Origin of the sequence: Yinghuangia aomiensis (assembly GCF_039542225.1) — a bacterium.
GTDB lineage: Bacteria > Actinomycetota > Actinomycetes > Streptomycetales > Streptomycetaceae > Yinghuangia > Yinghuangia aomiensis.
Window position 1 is genome coordinate 232,921 of sequence record NZ_BAABHS010000011.1, and the last position, 19,357, is coordinate 252,277.

1 pseudogene is annotated in these 19,357 nt (G+C 75.0%); it reads left to right on the forward strand.

Features of this window, described 5'->3' with window-relative positions:
- Positions 1 to 463: 463 nt before the first annotated feature.
- Positions 464 to 19,159: pseudogene (locus ABEA93_RS17650) on the forward strand (non-ribosomal peptide synthetase); the annotation flags it as partial.
- Positions 19,160 to 19,357: the final 198 nt, after the last annotated feature.

Genomic DNA, 19,357 nt, shown 5'->3' on the forward strand with positions numbered 1-19,357 from the left:
CCGACCCGACCCGACCCGACCCGACCCGACCCGACCCGACCCGACCCGTCGCCCTCTCCTCGCCCTCACACCCTCTTTGCTCGGCAAACCGTCCACCCCGCAACCCCTCGGTCAGCGGATTCCCAAGCACTGAAGCCCAGCCCGTTCAGTCCACACGCCCCCGCCTTCCACCCCCGCCGGCCCTGCAAGACCCACAGCCCGTCCGCCCGCCCCCTCGTCCCCACCCCTCCGCCCATCGACTCCAAAGCCACCAAATCTCCATCCCAACTCCACCGCCCGCCCCCTCCTCTGCCCACCGCACGCCCACGCCCCCGCCCCACCACTCACCCCACACCCCCGCCCCACCCCCTGCGGCGGCTCGTCCTGCGGTCACTCAACTGGAGGTACCCCCTTGTCTCGTCACGGTTCGGTCGGCCCCGAGGTCGCCCGCCAGGTCGCCCCCGAGGTCACCCCCGTCGGGGCGGTGCCGTTGACTGCTGCGCAGCGTGAGGTGTGGTTGGCGGAGCAGCGTGTGCCGGGTGGCAATCCCGCGTACCGGATCGGCGAGTACCTGGACATCGCCGGGCCCGTCGACGCGGTCGTGTTCGAGGACGCGGTCCGGCGGCTCGTCGGGGAGGTCGACGCGATCCGTGCGCGCATCGTCGACGTCGGCGGCGCGGAGCCGGTGCAGGTGGTCGGGGATGTGCCGGCCGAGTGCCTGGCGCTGGTGGATGTGTCCGCAGAGGCCGACCCCGCGGCCGCCGCGCGGGCGTGGGTGGACGCCGACATGGCGCGGCGGCTCGACCTCGCCGCGGGGCCGCTGTTCTCGTACGCCCTGCTCAAGCTCGGCCCCGAGCGCTACTGGTGGTTCCACAGCTACCACCACGTCGCGATGGACGGCTTCTCGTTCAACCGGGTCGTCCGGCGTCTCGCGGAGACGTACTCGGCGCTGATGGCGGGCGCCGAGCCGACCGACTCGCCGTTCGGGCGGCTCGGGGAGTTGGTGGCTGCCGATCAGGCCTACCGGACGTCGGCGGGCTGTGCCGTGGATCGGGCGCACTGGGCGGAGTTGCTCGCCGATCGGCCGCGGGCGCGGCTGGTGTCGGCGGTGGCGGAGCCGCGGCAGCCGGATGCGAGCCGCCGCACGGCGCGGCGCACCGGGTTCCTGGAGCTGGCGGAAGGAAGGCAGCTCGGCGACAAGGCAGCGCGCTTGGGGGTCTCGCACTCGCGTCTCGTGGCGGCCGCGGTGGCCGTGTACGCGCATCGGCTGACCGGTGCGCGTGACGTCTTGCTCGGCTTGGCGGTCACCGGCCGTGTGGGGGCCGCGGCGCGGCGTGTCCCGGGGATGATGTCGAACGTGCTTCCGCTGCGCCTCGCGGTGCGGCCGGAGACGACGCTGGGCGAGCTGGTCGCGCAGATCGACGCGCGGGTGCACGCGGCGGTGCGGCATCAGCGTTTCCGCGGCGAGGAGTTGCTGCGCGAGATGGGGCCGGCCGGGGCCGCGGAGGCGGTGTTCTCGCCGGTGGTCAACTTCATGGGGTTCGCGCAGGACGTCGCGTTCGCCGGCCATCCGGCGACCGCCTACAACATGTCGATGGGCCCGATCACCGACCTCTCGGTGGGGGTCTGGGACCGGCAGGACGGTGAGGCCCCGGCCGTGGTGCTGCACGCCGACCCGTCGCGTTACGGGGACGGTGACCTCGCCGATCACCAGCAGCGCATCGTGCGGCTCGTCGACGCCGTCGCCCGCGCGGAAGCCGACTGCCCGGTCGGCGCGTTCGAGGTGCTGCTGCCCGACGAGGCGCCGTCGGTCGCGGCCGCGGCGACGCGGGCGCCCGGGGAATCGGCCACGTTCCCCGCGTTGTTCGAGGCCCAGGTCCGGACGACCCCGGACGCCGACGCTTTGGTCGCCACCACTGGGTCCGCGGCAGCGCGCGTGACGCTGACGTACGCCGATCTCGACGCCCGCGCGAACCGCTTGGCGCACGCGCTGGTTGCCCGCGGTGCGGCCCCGGGCCGCCTCGTCGGTGTGGCATTGCCGCGTGGTGCGGACCTGGTGGTGGCGATCCTCGCGGTGCTCAAGTCGGGTGCCGCCTACGTGCCGTTGGATCCGGATTACCCGGCCGCGCGTCTGGCGGCACTTGTTGCGGACGTGCGGCCGCTGCTGACGGTGACGACCGGCGAGCACCCGTTCGAGACCTCGTCCCTGGTGCTCGACGATCCCGAAACCCGCGCGGAACTTGCCGGGCACCCGGACGTCGCCCCGCGGCGTTCCGGCCTGTTGCCGCGCCAACTGGCCTACGTCGTCCACACCTCCGGCTCCACCGGCCGTCCCAAGGGTGTCGCCGTGACCCACGCGGCGCTGGCGAACCTGGTGGCCGGGCAGAGTGCCGCGATGTTCGCGTCGGCGGCCGATCGTGCCGACGCGCGGGCGCTGCGCGTGGCTTTGACGACGTCGGCGGCGTTCGACGCGTCGTGGGACCAACTGGCCGCGTTGGCGCACGGTCACGCGCTGCACGTCGTGGACCGGGACACCTGGCTCGACCCCGCCGCGGCCGTGGCCTGGATCCGCGACGAGCGGATCGACTTCGTCAACGCGCCTCCGGCCTGGCTGCGCGAACTGCTCGACCGCGGTGCGTTCGATCCCGCCGAAGGCTGGTGCCCGGCGGTCGCGGTCGTCGGCGGCGACACCGTTCCGGCCGACCTGTGGGGGCGGCTGCGCGGCCTTCCCATGACCGAGGTGTGGAACTGCTACGGCCCGACCGAGTGCACCGTCGACGCCGCCGCGGCCCGGGTCCGGGCGGCCAAGCCGGAAATCGGGCGGCCGGTCCCCGGTGCCCGTGCGTACGTCCTCGACACCGCGCTGCGGCCCATGCCGGTGGGCGTCGCCGGTGAACTGTATGTCGCGGGCGCGGGCCTCGCGCTCGGCTACGTCGACCGCGCCGCGCTGACCGCCGAGCGGTTCGTGGCCGATCCGTACGCCGGGACGCCGGGCGCGCGGATGTACCGCACGGGTGACGTCGCCCGGCTGCGTGCCGACGGGTCGTTGGAGTTCCTCGGCCGTGCCGACGACCAGGTCAAGGTCCGCGGCTTCCGGGTGGAGCCCGGCGAGATCGAGGCCGTGCTGGCGGCGGAGCCCGCGGTCGAGCAGGCCGTGGTGGTCGCCCGCGACGACCGTCTCGTCGCCTACGTGGTGCCGGAGAGTGCCGCCGCCGATCCGGGCCCGCTGCTCGGGCGGCTGCGTGCGCGCCTGCCGCGGCACATGGTGCCCGCGGTGCTCGTCGGGTTGGACACGCTCCCGCTGACCGCGACCGGCAAGGTCGACCGTGCCGCGCTGCCCGCCCCCGCGTGGGGCGCGCACGAGACGTCGGCGCCTCGCGGTCCTTTGCCGCGGACGCCGGAGGAACTCGCGGTGGCGGGCTTGTTCGCCGAGGTGCTCGACGTGCCGCGGGAGCGGGTCGCGGCCGACGACTCGTTCTTCGACCTCGGCGGCCACTCCCTCCTCGCCACCCGGCTGATCGCCCGCGTGCGGGCGGTGCTCGGTGTCGAGGCGGAGCTGCGGACGCTGTTCGAGGCCCCCACGGTCGCCGGGTTCGCGGCGGGGCTGCGCGGCGCCGACGCGGCGCGCCTCGCGCTGCGCCGCCGCGCGTCGGGGCCGGAAGCACGGCCGGAAGCAGGGCCGGAAGCACGGCCGGAAGCCGACTCGGCAACGGAGCCGGAACCGGTGCCGCTGTCGTCCGCGCAGAACCGCCTGTGGTTCCTGCAACGCACCGAAGACCTCGGCGCGACCTACCACATCCCGTTCGCGCTGCGGCTGACCGGACCGCTCGTACCCGAGGCGCTGGCCGCGGCGTTGACCGACGTCGTCGGCCGGCACGAGAGCCTGCGCACGGTCGTCGCCGAAGGCGTCGGCGGACCGGTACAGCACGTTCTCCCGGCGGAGCGTGTGAAGGTCGGGCTGCCCGTGGTCAAGGCCGAAGGGCCTGAAGCCGGCGGGCTCGATGTCGGCGGGCTCGATGCCGAACTGGCCGAGGCAGCCGCCCACCCGTTCGACCTGACCGCCGAAATCCCTTTGCGGGCAACGCTGTTCGAGAGCGCCAGCGACGAGCACGTGCTGCTGTTGGTGCTGCATCACATCGCCGGTGACGGCTGGTCCACCGATCCGCTCGCCCGCGACCTCGCCGCGGCGTACGCGGCCCGGATCGAGGGCCATGCGCCCGAGTGGGCGCCCCTGCCGGTGCAGTACGCCGACTACACGATGTGGCATCGCGAACTGCTCGGTTCACGCGATGCCGCGACCACCCTGGCGCGCACGCAACTCGACTACTGGAAGGGCGCTTTGCGTGGCCTGCCGCAGTGCGTGCCGCTGCCGTACGACCACCCGAAGCCGACCGTGGCCATCCGCGACGGCGCGCACGTGCCGCTGCGCGTCGACCCGGAGTTGCACGCGGCGCTGGCCCGCGTGGCGCGGCGACGCGGCGCGAGTCTGCATATGGTGCTGCACGCCGCCCTGGCGGCGCTGTTCACGCGGTTGGGTGCGGGCACGGACATTCCGATCGGCACGCCGATCGCGGGCCGTACCGATGCCGCGTTGGACGATCTGGTCGGCTTCTTCGTCAACACGCTGGTGCTGCGCGCCGACACGTCCGGTGATCCGACGTTCGGGGAACTCCTCGACCGGGTGCGGGAAACCGCGCTGGGTGCCTATGCGCACCAGGACGTGCCGTTCGACCAGGTCGTCGAGGCCGTGAACCCGGCGCGTTCGGCGGCGCACCACCCGCTGTTCCAGACGATGCTGGCGTTGCAGAACGCGCCGAGCGGTGATTTCGCGCTCGCCGGGGTGGCCACGGAGACCGTGCTGGTGGGGACGGGGACGGCGAAGTTCGATCTGTTCTGGAACCTGACCGAGCACGGCCGCGGTACGGAGACCGGCGGCTTGGCCGGTGTCCTGGAGTTCCGCACCGACCTGTTCACCCGTGCGGGCGCCGAGGCGCTGGCGGCCCGCTGGCTGCGGGTCCTGCGTGCCGTCGCCGTCGCGCCGGAGACACCGATCGGCCGGATCGACGTCCTCCTCGACGGCGAAGCCGACCGGCTGCTGCCCGCAGGCCGCGCACCGGAAGCGCACGCCGAGCCGCACACCGAGCACCGCACCGAACGCGCCACCCTCGCCGCCCGCTTCGCCGCACAAGCGCGCCAGACTCCCGACCGCACCGCCGCCGGCCACGGCACCGAATCCCTCACCTACGCGCAGCTCGACGCCCGCGCCAACCGGCTCGCCCACGCCCTGCGGGCCCGCGGCGCCGGTCCCGAAGCCCTCGTGGCGTTGGCCCTCCCGCGCTCGCTCGATCTGGTCGTCGCGATCCTCGCCGTCCTGAAGGCCGGGGCCGCGTACCTTCCGCTCGACCCGGATGCACCCGCGGAACGCCTCGCGCTGATCCTGGACGATGCGCGGCCCGCACTCCTGGTCGTCGACGACGCCTCGGGCGCACCGCAGGGCGTTGCCACCGTCGCCCTCGGCGACCCCGGCATGCGCCGTGAACTCGAGGAGCATCCGGCCGACGCGCCCGCGGTCGCGGCCGGGCCCGACCATGCCGCGTACGTCATCTACACCTCCGGTTCGACCGGCCGCCCGAAGGGCGTCGTCGTCACCCACCGCAACGTCGTCCGCCTGTTCGACCGGACCGAGCCGTGGTTCGGGTTCGGCGCCGACGATGTGTGGACGCTGTTCCACTCGTCCGCGTTCGACTTCTCGGTGTGGGAACTGTGGGGCGCGCTCCTGCACGGCGGGCGCCTGGTCGTCGTGCCGTTCGAGACCACCCGCTCGCCCGGCCGCTTCCTGCGGCTGCTCGCCGACGAGGGCGTCACCGTCCTCAACCAGACCCCGTCGGCGTTCCACCAGCTCATGCAGGCCGACCGCGACGACCCGGACACCGGCCGCCGGCTGAAGCTGCGCACGGTCGTGTTCGGCGGCGAGGCCCTCGACCCGACGCGGCTGCGCGACTGGTACGCCCGGCATGACGACCAAGCGCCGGCGCTGGTCAACATGTACGGCATCACCGAGACGACGGTGCACGTCACCTACGCGGCCCTCGACCGCGGCCACGCCGCCGACGGCACCGGCAGTGTCATCGGCGGCCCGATCCCGGACCTGCGGCTGTACGTCCTGGACGCCGCGCTGCGCCCGGTGCCGCCCGGCGTGCCGGGGGAGCTGTACGTGGCCGGCGGCGGCCTGGCGCGCGGCTACCTGGACCGGCCGGGCCTGACCGCGGAGCGGTTCGTGGCCGATCCGTTCGCGGCCGAGCCCGGGACGCGCATGTACCGCAGCGGCGACATCGTGCGGTGGCGCGCGGACGGCAGCGGCGGCCTCACGCTGGAGTACGCGGGCCGCGGCGACCAGCAGGTCAAGGTGCGCGGTTTCCGGATCGAGCCCGGCGAGATCGAAGCCGTCCTCGCGGCTCACCCCGACGTCGCCGACGCCGCCGTCGTGGCGCGGCGGGAAGGTGCCGACGACACGCGGCTGGTGGCTTACCTGGTCGCCGAGACCGGTGCGTCGGTCGATGTCGCGGCGGTGCGCGAGCATGCCCGCGGCCGCCTGCCGCACTACATGCTGCCGTCCGCGGTCGTCGTCCTCGACGCGCTGCCGCTGACCGTCAACGGCAAGCTCGACCGCGCCGCGCTGCCGGTGCCGGCGTGGGAAGGCGTGGACGAGCCCGGGCGCGGGCCGCGGTCGTCCGGCGAGACCGTGCTGGCCGGGCTGTTCGCCGAGGTGCTCGGGGTGCCGGCCGACCGGATCGGTGCGGACGACGGGTTCTTCGACCTCGGCGGGCATTCGCTGCTGGCCACCCGGCTGTTCGCGCGGATCCGGGCGCTCCTCGGCGTCGAGATCGGACTGCGGGAGCTGTTCGAGGCGCCGACGGTCGCCGGGCTCGCCGAGCGGGTCGCGGCGGCGGACGCGGCCGAGCGCCCGGCACTGCGCGCCTGTGCGGACCGGCCCGACGCGGTGCCACTGTCGTTCGCGCAGCAGCGGCTGTGGTTCGTCGACCGGGTGGGGGAGTCGGATGCGACCTACCACATCCCGTTCGTGCTGCGGCTGTCCGGCGATCTCGACCGTGCGGCGCTGGCCCGTGCGGTGGCCGATGTCGCGGGCCGGCACGAGAGCCTGCGCACGGTCTTTCCGGAGACCGACGGCGTGCCGGTGCAGCGGGTGCTGCCCGCGGCGGAGGTGCGGATCGCCGTACCGTGCACGGAAGCCGATCCGGGCCGCCTCGACGCGCTGCTGGCCGCGTCCGCCCGGCGCCCGTTCGCCCTCGCCACCGAACCGCCGTTACGTGTAGAACTGTTCGCGGTCGGTCCCGACGAGCACGTGCTGCTGCTGGTCCTGCACCACATCGCCGGAGACGGCTGGTCGACCGGCCCGCTGAGCCGCGACCTGGCCACCGCCTACGCGGCCCGGTGCGCGGGCGAGGCGCCTGCGTGGCCGGAGTTGCCGGTGCGGTACGCCGACTATGCCCTGTGGCAGCGCGCCTACCTCGGCGACCGTGACGACGCGGACAGCCTGCTGCACCGCCGTCTCGACTACTGGCGCACGAGCCTGCGCGGCCTGCCCGACCGCCTCGCCCTGCCCTTCGACCGCCCGGCCCCGACCGCCGCGGCACCGGGCGGCGCCCACCTGCCGGTCCATGTCGACCCGGAACTCCACGCGCACCTTGCCGAGTTGGCACGCCGCTCCGGCGTCAGCACGCACATGGTGCTGCACGCCTCCCTCGCCGCGTTGTTCACCCGTCTCGGTGCCGGGACGGACGTGCCGATCGGCACGCCGGTCGCCGGGCGCACCGATGCCGCGCTGGACGACCTGGTCGGGTTCTTCGTCAACACGCTCGTGCTGCGGACGGATACGTCCGGCGACCCGACTTTCGGGGAACTCCTCGACCGGGTCCGGGAGACCGCGCTGGGTGCCTACGCGCACCAGGACGCCCCGTTCGAGCAGGTCGTCGAAGCCGTGAACCCGGCGCGCTCGCTTGCCCACCACCCGCTGTTCCAGGTCATGCTCACCCTGGAGCACGGTGCCCCCGAGGTGCCCGACCTGCCCGGCCTGGCGGTCACCGAAGCGCGGCTTTGGACAGACACCGCCAAGTACGACCTCACCTTCGCGCTCACCGACGGCGGCGACGGCGGCCTGGACGGCACCGTCGAATACCGCACCGACCTCTTCACCTCCTCCGGTGCGCAAGCCCTCGCCGCGCGCTGGCTGCGCGTGCTCCGCGCGGTCGCGGTCGACCCCGGGCAGCGGATCGGCCGGATCGACGTGCTCGGCGCGGACGAACGCGCGAAGCTGCTCGACCGGGCGTCCGGCGTCCCGTCCGAAGGCGTCGTGCCGCGGACGTTCGGCGCCCTGTTCGCCGCGCGGGTGACCGCCGGCCCGGACGCCCCGGCGCTGGAGGCGGCCGACGGCGAGCGGCTCACGTACCGCGAACTGGACGCCCGGGCCAACCGCGTCGCACATGCCCTCGCCGCGCGCGGGATCGGCCCGGAGGACCTGGTCGCGTTGACGCTGCCGCGCTGCGTCGCGCAGGTCGTCGCGGTGATCGGCGTGCTCAAGGCCGGTGCCGGCTATGTGCCGATCGACCCGCGGCTTCCGGCAGCGCGCGTGCGGTTCCTCCTCGACGACGCCGCACCCGCGCTCGTGCTCGACGACGAAGCCCAGGTCGCCGCACTCGCGGACGGGCACCCGGACACGCCGCCCGCCGTCGCGGCGCGGCATGCGGCGCATCCCGCCTACGTCGTCTACACCTCCGGCTCGACCGGCCGCCCCAAGGGCGTCGTCGTGCCGCACACCGGCGTCGCGTGGCTGGCGGCCGAGAGCGCCCGGCTCGGTGCCGGACCGGGGGCCCGGCACCTGCAGTTCGCGTCGCCGAGCTTCGACATGTCGTTCTGGGACCTGTGCGCCGCTCTCCTGCACGGCGGCACGCTCGTGCTCGCCCCCGCGGACGAGCCGCTTGCCGCGCTGACCGATCGGCGGCTCGGCATCACGCACGCCCTCGTCCCGCCGTCCGCGCTGGCCGCCGTCGGTGATGGGGACATCACCGCCGGGACGCTGGTCGTCGGCGGCGAAGCCTGCCCGCCCGACCTGGTCGCCCGCTGGGCACCGGGCCGGCACATGGTCAACGCCTACGGGCCCACCGAGACCACCGTCCTGGCGACCCTGACCGGCGCACTGCCCGCCGTCGGCGCGGGCAACGAAAGCCGCGAGAGCCCGCCGATCGGGCGTCCGATGACCGGGGCCCGCGCCTATGTGCTGGACGCGGCGTTGCAGCCGGTGCCGGTGGGCGTACCGGGCGAGCTGTACATGGCCGGGCCGGGCTTGGCGCGCGGCTACCTGGGCCGCCCGGGGCTGACCGCCGAACGGTTCGTCGCCGACCCGCATGCCGCCGAGCCGGGTGCGCGCATGTACCGCACCGGCGACCTGGTGCGGGTCCGCCCCGACGGGGCCCTCGACTTCACCGGCCGCGCCGACGACCAGATCAAGATCCGCGGCTACCGCATCGAGCCGGGCGAGATCGAAGCGGTCCTCGCCGCACACGCGGGCGTGACGCGCGCCGTGGTCCTCGCGCACGGCAACCGCCTCGCCGCCTACGTCGCCGCCGACCCCGGACGCACGCCCGTGCCCGCCGACCTGCGTGCCCACCTGGAAGCCCGGTTGCCCGGCTACATGGTGCCCGCGGCCTTCGTCGTCCTGCCCGAGCTGCCGCTGCTCGTCAACGGCAAGCTCGACCGCGCCGCTCTGCCCGCGCCCACCTGGGACGGGACGACCGGCGGCGGCCGGGCGCCGCGTTCGTCCGACGAGATCGTGGTCGCGGGACTGTTCGCCGAGGCCCTCGGCCTGCCGGCCGACCGCATCGGGGCGGACGACGCGTTCTTCGACCTGGGCGGCCACTCGCTGCTGGCGACCCGGGTGACCGCGCGGATCCGCGCGGTGCGCGGCGTCGAGATCGGCCTACGCGACCTGTTCGAAGCACCCACCGTCGCCGGACTCGCCGCGCGCCTGGCGGCCGCGGAGGCATCGGACCGGCCCCCGCTCGGCGCGGCCGCGCACCGGCCGGAGCCGGTGCCGCTGTCGTTCGCACAGCAGCGGCTGTGGTTCGTCGACCGGATGGAAGCGCTCGGCGCGACCTACAACATCCCCTTCGCGTTCCGGCTGACCGGCGGCCCGCTCGACCGCGTCGCGCTCGCCGGGGCGCTGGACGACGTGGTCGCCCGCCACGAGAGCCTCCGCACGGTCTTCCCGGACACCGACGGGGTGCCGTGCCAGCGGGTGCTCGCACCCGCCGACGGACTCGTGCCCCTCGCCGTCACCCCGGCCGCACCGGCCGACGTCGACCGGCTCCTCGCCGCATCCGCCGGCCGCGGCTTCGACCTGGCCGCCGAGCTCCCGCTGCGCGCCGAACTCTTCGCGATCGGAGACACCGAGCATGTGCTCCTGCTGGTGGTGCACCACATTGCGGCTGACGGCTGGTCGGTCCGGCCCCTGGCCCGCGACTTGGCCGCGGCGTATGCGGCGCGCCGTGACGGCACGACTGCGGCGGCCGAACCGCTGCCGGTGCAGTACGCCGACTACGCCCTGTGGCAGCGCGGCGTGCTCGGCGACCGCGACGAACCCGGCAGCGTCCTGAGCCGACAGCTCACGTACTGGCAGCACGTCCTCGACGGGCTGCCCGACCACGTCGAGCTGCCGTTCGACCGGCCGCGCCCGCCCGTCGCGGGCCACGCGGGCGGCCACGTCACGCTGGTGTTCGACCCGCATACAGAGGCACGGATCCGCGAGGTCGCCCGCGCCCGCGGGGTGAGCGTGCACATGGTCCTGCACGCGGGCTTGGCCGCACTGCTGACCCGTCTCGGTGCCGGGACGGACGTGCCGATCGGCACGCCGGTCGCCGGGCGCACCGACGCGGCGTCGGACGACCTGGTCGGCTTCTTCGTGAACACGCTGGTGCTGCGGACGGGCACCTCGGGCGACCCGTCGTTCGGGGAACTCCTCGACCGGGTCCGGGAGACCGCGCTGGGCGCCTACGCCCACCAGGACGCCCCGTTCGAGCAGGTCGTCGAAGCCGTCAACCCGGCGCGGTCCCTCGCCCACCACCCGCTGTTCCAGGTCATGCTGGCGCTGCAGAACACCCCCGGCGGCGGCTTCACGCTGCCCGGGCTCACCGCGGAACCCGTGCCGGTGGGCACCGCCACCGCCAAGTTCGACCTGTTCTTTGCGGTGACCGAAAGCCCCGACGACGGGCTGCGGGTCGCCGTGGAGTACCGCACCGACCTGTTCGACCACACCACCGTCGAGGCCCTGGCCACCCGCTGGCTGCGCCTGCTGGACGCCGCGTCCGCCGACCCGGCGCGGTCGATCGGGCGCATCGACATCCTGTCCGCCGCGGAACGCCGCACCCTGCTCGCGCTTCCGGCGGCCCGCACCGCGCCGCCCGAGACGCTGCCGGGCCTGTTCGAGGCCCAGGTCCGCGCGGTTCCCGACCTCCCCGCGGTGGAGTCCGCCGACGGGACCCGCACGTACCGCGAACTCAACGCCGACGCGAACCGGATCGCGCACGCGCTGATCGCCCGCGGCATCGGGCCCGACGACACGGTCGCGGTCGCCTTGCCGCGCGGCAGTGCGCCGATCGCCGCGCTGCTCGGCATCCTCAAGGCCGGTGCCGCGTACCAGCCGATCGACGCAGACCACCCCGCGGCGCGCATCCGGCTCATGCTCGCCGAGGCGCGGCCCGCCCTGCTGGTCACCCGGTCCGGCGTCCTCGACGAGGACGCCGTGGCCCCCGGCGACGGCGTCGCCACGCTGCTGCTCGACGCCGCCGCGTGGGCGGCGGAGAGCTGTCTGCTGCCCACCCGCAACCCGGCCGACAGCGACCGATGTCGGCCGTTGGACCCGCGGCATCCCGCGTACCTGATCTCCACGTCCGGTTCCACCGGCACCCCCAAGGCCGTGGCCATGCCGGGCGGTGCCGTGGTCAACCTGCTGCGCTGGCACCACGACGCGGTCGGCGGCGGGGCGGGGACCCGGACGGCCCAGTTCACCGCGGTCGGCTTCGACGTGTCCGTGCAGGAGATCCTGTCCGCGGTCTGCCACGGCAAGACGCTGTGCGTGCCCAGTGAGGAACAGCGGCGCAGCGCCGAGTTGTTCGCGGCCTGGCTCGACGAGCAGCAGGTCGCCGAGCTGTTCGCCCCGACGCTGGTCGTCGAGGCGCTCGCCGAAGCCGCCGGGGAAGCCGGGCTCGACCTGCCCGCGCTGCGCTGCATCGCGCAGGCCGGCGAGGCGCTGCGGATGACCGCGGGCCTGCGGTCGTTCGTCGACCGGGTGCCGGGACGGCGGCTGCACAACCACTACGGGCCTGCCGAGACACACGTCGTCACCGCGCACACCGTGCCGGCCGGCGGCCCGCCCGGGGCGTCGCTGCCGCCGATCGGCACGCCGATCCCGGGCGTGCGGGTGTACGTCCTGGACGCGGGGCTCAACCCGGTGCCGCCCCGGGTGCCGGGCGAACTGTTCATCGCCGGTGCCGCGTTGGCACGCGGCTATGTCGGCCGGGCGGGCCGGACGGCGGAGCGGTTCGTCGCCGACCCCTACGCCCCCGCGGGCGAACAGGGCGCCCGCATGTACCGCACCGGCGACCTGGCCCGGTGGAACGCCGACGGGGAGTTGGAGTACCTGGGCCGCGGCGACCAACAGGTCAAGGTGCGCGGCTTCCGCGTCGAACTCGGCGACATCGAATCGGCGCTGAGCGGCTGCCCCGGCGTCGCCCAGACCGCCGTGGTGCCGCGCCAGGTCCGGCCCGGGGAAGTCCAGCTGGTCGCCCACGTGGTGGCCGGTGCCGGTGCGGTGTCCGACGGATCGGAGGCGTCCGCCGCATCCGCCGATTTCACCGACCGCCTGCGCCGCAGCCTGCGCGAACGCCTGCCCGACTACATGGTCCCCGCGGTGTTCCTCGTGCACGACCGGCCGCTCCCGCGCACCCCCAACGGCAAGCTCGACCGGGCCGCGCTGCCGCAGATCCCGGCACCGCGCCCCGGCGACGCGGACCCCGGCCCGGCCGCCGCGCGCCCGCCGCGCACCCCGCACGAACGCCTCCTCGCGGAACTCTTCGCCGAGGTGCTCGGCCTGCCGGAACACGACGTCGACGTCGACGCGGACTTCTTCGCGCTCGGCGGCCACTCGCTGCTCGCCACCCGGCTCGTGTCCCGGCTCCGCGCCGTGCTCGGCCTAGAACTCCCGCTGCGCGTCCTGTTCGAAACGCCGACGGTCGCCGACCTCGCCGCCGCCCTCGGCAGCGCGGACGCCGCAACCCGCCCCGCGCTGCGCCGCGTCCCCCGCACGGCCGCGGACCGGATCCCGCTGTCGTTCGGGCAGCGCCGCCTGTGGTTCCTGTACCGCCTGGACGGGCCGACCGCCACCTACAACATGCCGCTCGTGCTGCGCCTGACCGGCGACCTCGACCGCGCGGCCCTGCGGGCCGCGCTCGGCGACGTCGCCGAGCGACACGAGACGCTGCGCACGGTCGTCGCCGAATCCGCCGCCGGCGTGCCCTACCAGCACATCCTCGACCCGGACGAAGCCCGCGCCGCCCTGGCGCTGCCGGTCGTGCACGCTTCCACCGACGACCTGCCCGCGCTGCTGACCGCGGCGGCGGGCCACCCCTTCGACCTGGCCACCGAACCCCCGCTGCGCGCCACCCTGTTCGCCACCGAAGCCGAAGCCGAAGCCGCCGCCGAAGCCGCCGAAGCCGCCGGCGTCGGCGAACCCGCCGAACACATCCTCGCCCTGGCCCTGCACCACATCGCCTGCGACGGCTGGTCGCTGCAACCGCTGTCGCGCGACCTCGCGCACGCCTACGCCGCCCGTCTCGACGGCCGCGTCCCGCAGTGGGCCGAACTGCCGGTCGGCTACGCGGACTACGCCGACTGGCAGCACGAACTCCTCGGCGACGCCGACGACCCGGCAAGCCTGGCCGCCCGTCGCCTCGACCACTGGCGCAAGGCCCTCGACGGCGTCCCCGACCTGCTGCGGCTGCCTGCCGACCGGCCCCGCCCGGCGGTCGCCGGCACCCGCGGCGACCACCTCGGCGTCGCCGTCGACGCCGACACCCACACCGCGCTCACCGCCCTGGCCCGGCGCGGCGGCGCAAGCCTGTTCATGGTGCTGCAAGCCGGTCTCGCGGCGCTGTGCACGAGGCTCGGCGCGGGCGACGACATCGTCGTCGGTACGCCCGTCGCCGGGCGCACCGATCCGGCGCTCGACGACCTCGTCGGGTTCTTCGTCAACACGCTCGTGCTGCGCACCGACACGTCCGGCGACCCGACGTTCCGTGAACTCCTCGGCCGGGTCCGGGAGAACGCGCTGGCGTCGTACGCCAACCAGGACCTGCCGTTCGAGCACCTCGTCGAGGAGCTGAACCCCGCCCGGTCCCCGGCGCACCACCCCCTGTTCCAGGTCATGCTGGCGCTGCAGAACGCACCGGACGCCGACTTCACGCTGCCCGGCCTCCAAGCCCGCGGGGTGCGGGTGCCGACCGGGACGTCCCGCGTCGACCTCACGTTCAGCGTCGAGGAACGCCGCACGGCAGACGGCCGCCCGGCCGGGCTGGAAGCCGTCGTCGAGTACGCGACCGACTTGTTCGACCGCGCCACCGCCGACGCCCTCACCCGCCGCTGGATCCGCCTCCTCACCGCGGCCGCCGCCCACCCCGACACCCCGATCAGCCGCCTCCCGCTGCTCACCGAAGCCGAACACCACGCCCTCACCGGCACCGGCGACGGCTGCCGCAACGCCGCCGCCCGCGGCATCGAACCGGTCTCGTTCCCGGCGCTGTTCGCCGCCCAGGCCGCTGCCCGCCCGGACGCTCCGGCGGTGTGCTGCGGGGACACCGAGGTGTCGTACGCCGAACTCGACGCCCGCGCCAACCGCTTCGCGCACGCCCTGGCCGCGCGCGGCGTCCGGCCCGAGGACGTGGTCGCGTTGGCGCTGCCGCGATCGGTGCAGTGGGTCGTGGCCGTGCTCGGCGTGCTCAAGGCCGGTGCGGCGTACTTGCCGATCGACCCGGGCTATCCGCGCGACCGCATCGACTACATGCTCACCGACGCCCGCCCGGTCCTCGTCGTGGACGACCCCGTCCAGGTCGACGACACCGCGACCTACCCGGCGACCGCCCCGGCGACCGCGATCGACCCGGCGCAGGCGGCCTATGTCATCTACACCTCCGGTTCCACCGGCCGCCCGAAGGGCGTCGTCGCGAGCCACACCGGTGTCGCCAGTCTGATCGTGAGCCAGATCGAAGGCCTGCGGCTCGACGCGGACAGCCGGGTCCTGCAACTCGCCAGCCCCAGCTTCGACGCGTCGTTCTGGGACCTGTGCGCGGCACTGCTGTCCGGTGCGGCCTTGGTGCTCGCCCCCGTGGACGACCCGCTGTCCGCACTGGCCGACGCGTCGCTCGGCGTCACCCACGCGACGGTGCCGCCGTCCGCGCTGGCCGCCGTCCCGGACGGCGCGGGCGCGGGCCTGCGGACCCTGGTCGTCGCGGGGGAGGCGTGCCCGCCGGAGCTGGTGGCAAGCTGGGCACCCGGACGGCGCATGATCAACGCCTACGGGCCGACCGAAACCACCGTGTGCGCCACCATGAGCGCCCCGCTCGCGGCGGGCCGCACCACGTCCGCGCCGCCGATCGGGCGCCCGATCACCGGGGCCCGCGTCTACGTCCTCGACGCGTCGCTGCGGCCGGTCCCCGACGGCGTCCCCGGCGAGGTGTACCTCGCGGGCGCCGGCCTGGCCCGCGGCTACCTGAACCGGGCCGGGCTCACCGCGGGCCGGTTCGTCGCCGACCCGTACGCGTCCGATGCCGGTGCGCGCATGTACCGCACCGGCGACCTGGCGCGCTGGAACCGCGGCGGCGAGCTGGAGTTCCTGGCCCGCGTCGACGACCAGGTCAAGGTGCGCGGCTACCGCATCGAACCCGGCGAGATCGAGGCCGCGCTGACCGCGCACCCGGCGGTCGCGCACGCGGCGGTGGTGCCGTACGGCGGCGACCGGCTGGTCGCCTACCTCGTTCCCGCGTCCGGCGACGCGATGCCGGAACACGGCGCGTTGCAGGACCACGTCCGCGGGTTCCTTCCCGAGCACATGGTGCCCGCGGCGTTCGTCGTGCTGGCCGCACTGCCGGTGACCGCCAACGGCAAACTCGACCGGGCCGCGCTGCCCGCGCCCCAGCTCGGCGACGGCCTCCGCGGGCGGGCCCCGCGGACGGCGCAGGAACGCGCACTCGCCGAGCTGTACGCCGAGGTGCTCGGCGTCCACGACGTCGGCGCGGACGACTCGTTCTTCGACCTCGGCGGCCACTCCCTCCTCGCCACCCGGCTGGTGGCCCGGATCCGCACCGTCCTCGGTGCCGAACTCGGCCTGCGGGCCCTCTTCGAGGCACCGAGCGTCGCCCGGCTGGCGCTGCGCCTCGATCCCGCGTCGGGTGTCCGCCCCGCGCTGACCCGGCGCGAACGGCCCGCCGCGGTGCCGTTGTCGTACGCGCAGCGGCGCCTGTGGTTCCTGCACCGCCTCGAAGGCCCCAGCGCGACGTACAACATCCCGCTCGTCCTGCACCTTGCCGGGACCCTCGACCACGCCGCGCTGGAACAGGCGCTGGCGGACGTCGTGGCCCGGCACGAGAGCCTGCGCACGGTGTTCCGCGAGGCCGCGGGAGTGCCCGCCCAACACGTCCTGGCCGCCGACACAGTCGGCCCGATGCTGCCGGACGGCGCCGAGTCCGTCGCCGCCGCCGAACTGCAGGCCGCGCTCACCACCGCAGCCCGCCACCCGTTCGACCTCGCCACCGATATCCCGATCCGCGCGCGGCTGTTCACGGTCGCACCGGACCGGCACGCGTTGGTCGTCGTCGTGCACCACATCGCCGGGGACGGCTGGTCGACGGCGCCCCTCGCCCGCGATCTCGCGCAGGCCTACGCCGCCCGCGCCGAAGGCCGCGCACCGGAATGGCCCGCCCTGCCCGTGCAGTACGCCGACTACACCCTGTGGCAGGACGACCTGCTCGGCGACCGCACCGCCCCGGACAGCCGCTTCGCCGCCCAACTCGGCTACTGGCGCCGTACCTTGGCCGGGTCCCCGGAACTCCTGCGGCTGCCCGCCGACCGGCCGCGGCCGGCCGCGGCCACGTTCGCCGGCGGCGTCGCCGCCGTCCGACTCGACGCCGAGCTGCACGCCGCCCTCGCGTCTTTCGCCCGGGACTGCCGGGCCAGCCTCTTCATGGTCCTGCACGCCGGCTTCGCGGCCCTGCTCACCCGGCTCGGCGCGGGCACCGACATCCCCGTCGGCAGCCCGATCGCGGGACGCACCGACCAGGCCATGGACGACATGGTCGGATTCTTCGTCAACACGCTCGTCGTGCGCACCGACACGTCCGGCGACCCGACGTTCCGCGAACTCGTCGCGCGGGTCCGGGAGAACGCCCTGGGCGCCTATGCCCACCAGGACCTCCCGTTCGAACACCTCGTCGAGGAACTGAACCCGGCCCGGTCCCCGGCCCACCATCCGCTCTTCCAGGTCCTGCTGGCCCTGCAGAACGCGCCGATGGGGGAGTTCGCCCTGCCCGGGCTCACCGTGACCGCGGGTGCGGTGCCGACCGGCACCGCCAAGTTCGACCTCGGCCTCAGCCTCGCCGAGACGTTCGACGACGACGGCACCCCCGCGGGCGTGACCGGCGCCGCCGAATACGCCGCCGACCTGTGCGACCCGGACACCGCCGAAGCCGTCGTCGCCCGCTGGGTACGCCTGCTGGCCGCGGCCGTTGCCGCCCCGGACACCCCGCTCGGGCACGTCGACCTGCTCACCGGCCAGGAACGCGTATCCGCGCTGGCCGCGGCCCGCGGCGCCGACCGGCCGACGACCGAACCCGGCTGCGTCCCCGCACTGTTCGCGTCCCGGGCCGCCGCATGCGGAACGTCGACCGCACTGGTCTGCGGCGACACCGACGTGTCGTACGCCGAACTCGACGCGCGCGCCAACCGCTTCGCCCACGCCCTCCTTGCCCGCGGCATCGGGGCCGAGGACGTCGTCGCACTCGCGCTCCCGCGGTCGGTCCCGTGGGTCGTCGCCATGCTCGGCGTGCTCAAGGCCGGTGCGGCCTACCTGCCGATCGACCCGGCCTACCCGCGCGACCGCATCGACTACCTCCTCGCCGACGCCCGCCCCGTCCTGGTCGTCGACGACCCGGCCCAGGTCGACGACGACACCGCCGGGTACCCGGACACCGATCCGAAGGCGGCCATCGATCCGGCACAGGCCGCCTACGTCATCTACACCTCCGGCTCCACCGGCCGACCCAAGGGCGTCGTCGTCGCCCACGCGGGCGTGCCCAACCTCGTCGCCGCACAACTCGACGGCTTCGCGATCGACGCCGACAGCCGCGTCCTGCAGCTCGCCAGCACCAGCTTCGACGCCTCGGTGTCCGAGGTGTTCACCGCGCTCCTCACCGGTGCCGTCCTGGTCCTCGCACCCGTCGACGACCCGCTGTCCGCGCTCGGCGACCGAGAACTCGCGGTGACGCACGCGACCGTCCCGCCGTCCGCGCTGGCCGCGGTCCCGGACGGGCACGGCACCGCGCTGCGCACCCTCGTCGTCGCGGGGGAGGCGTGCCCGCCGGAGCTGGTGGCGCGCTGGGCCGGCGGCCGCCGCATGGTCAACGCGTACGGCCCCACCGAGACGACCGTGTGCGCGACCATGAGCGACCCGCTGCTCCCGCCGACGGGAGACGGGCCGCACGCGGCACCGCCGATCGGGCGCCCCGTCCTCAACTCGCGGGTCCACGTGCTGGACGCGGCGCTGCGGCCGGTTCCGGACGGGGTGCCCGGCGAGGTGTACGTGGCCGGCCCGGGCCTCGCCCGCGGCTACCTGAACCGCCCCGGCCTCACCGCGGGCCGGTTCGTCGCGGACCCGTACGGGCCCGCCGGGTCCCGCATGTACCGCACCGGCGACCTGGCGCGCCGCACCCGCACCGGCGAACTCGACTACCTCGGCCGCGCCGACGACCAGGTCAAGGTCCGCGGCTACCGCATCGAGCCCGGCGAGATCGAAGCCGCCCTGACCGCGCATCCCGCGGTCGCCCACGCCGCGGTCGTGCCGTACGAGGACGACCGCCTCGCCGCCTACCTGGTGCCCGCCGCCACCGCACGCAGCACCGACCTGGAACACGAACAGGTCGGCACCTGGCGCGCCACCTACGACGCGCTCCCGCTCGACCCCGCCCGCCACCCGGCGCCGGCCGCGGACGACTTCACCGGCTGGAACAGCAGCTACGACGGCGCGCCGCTCCCGCTCGCC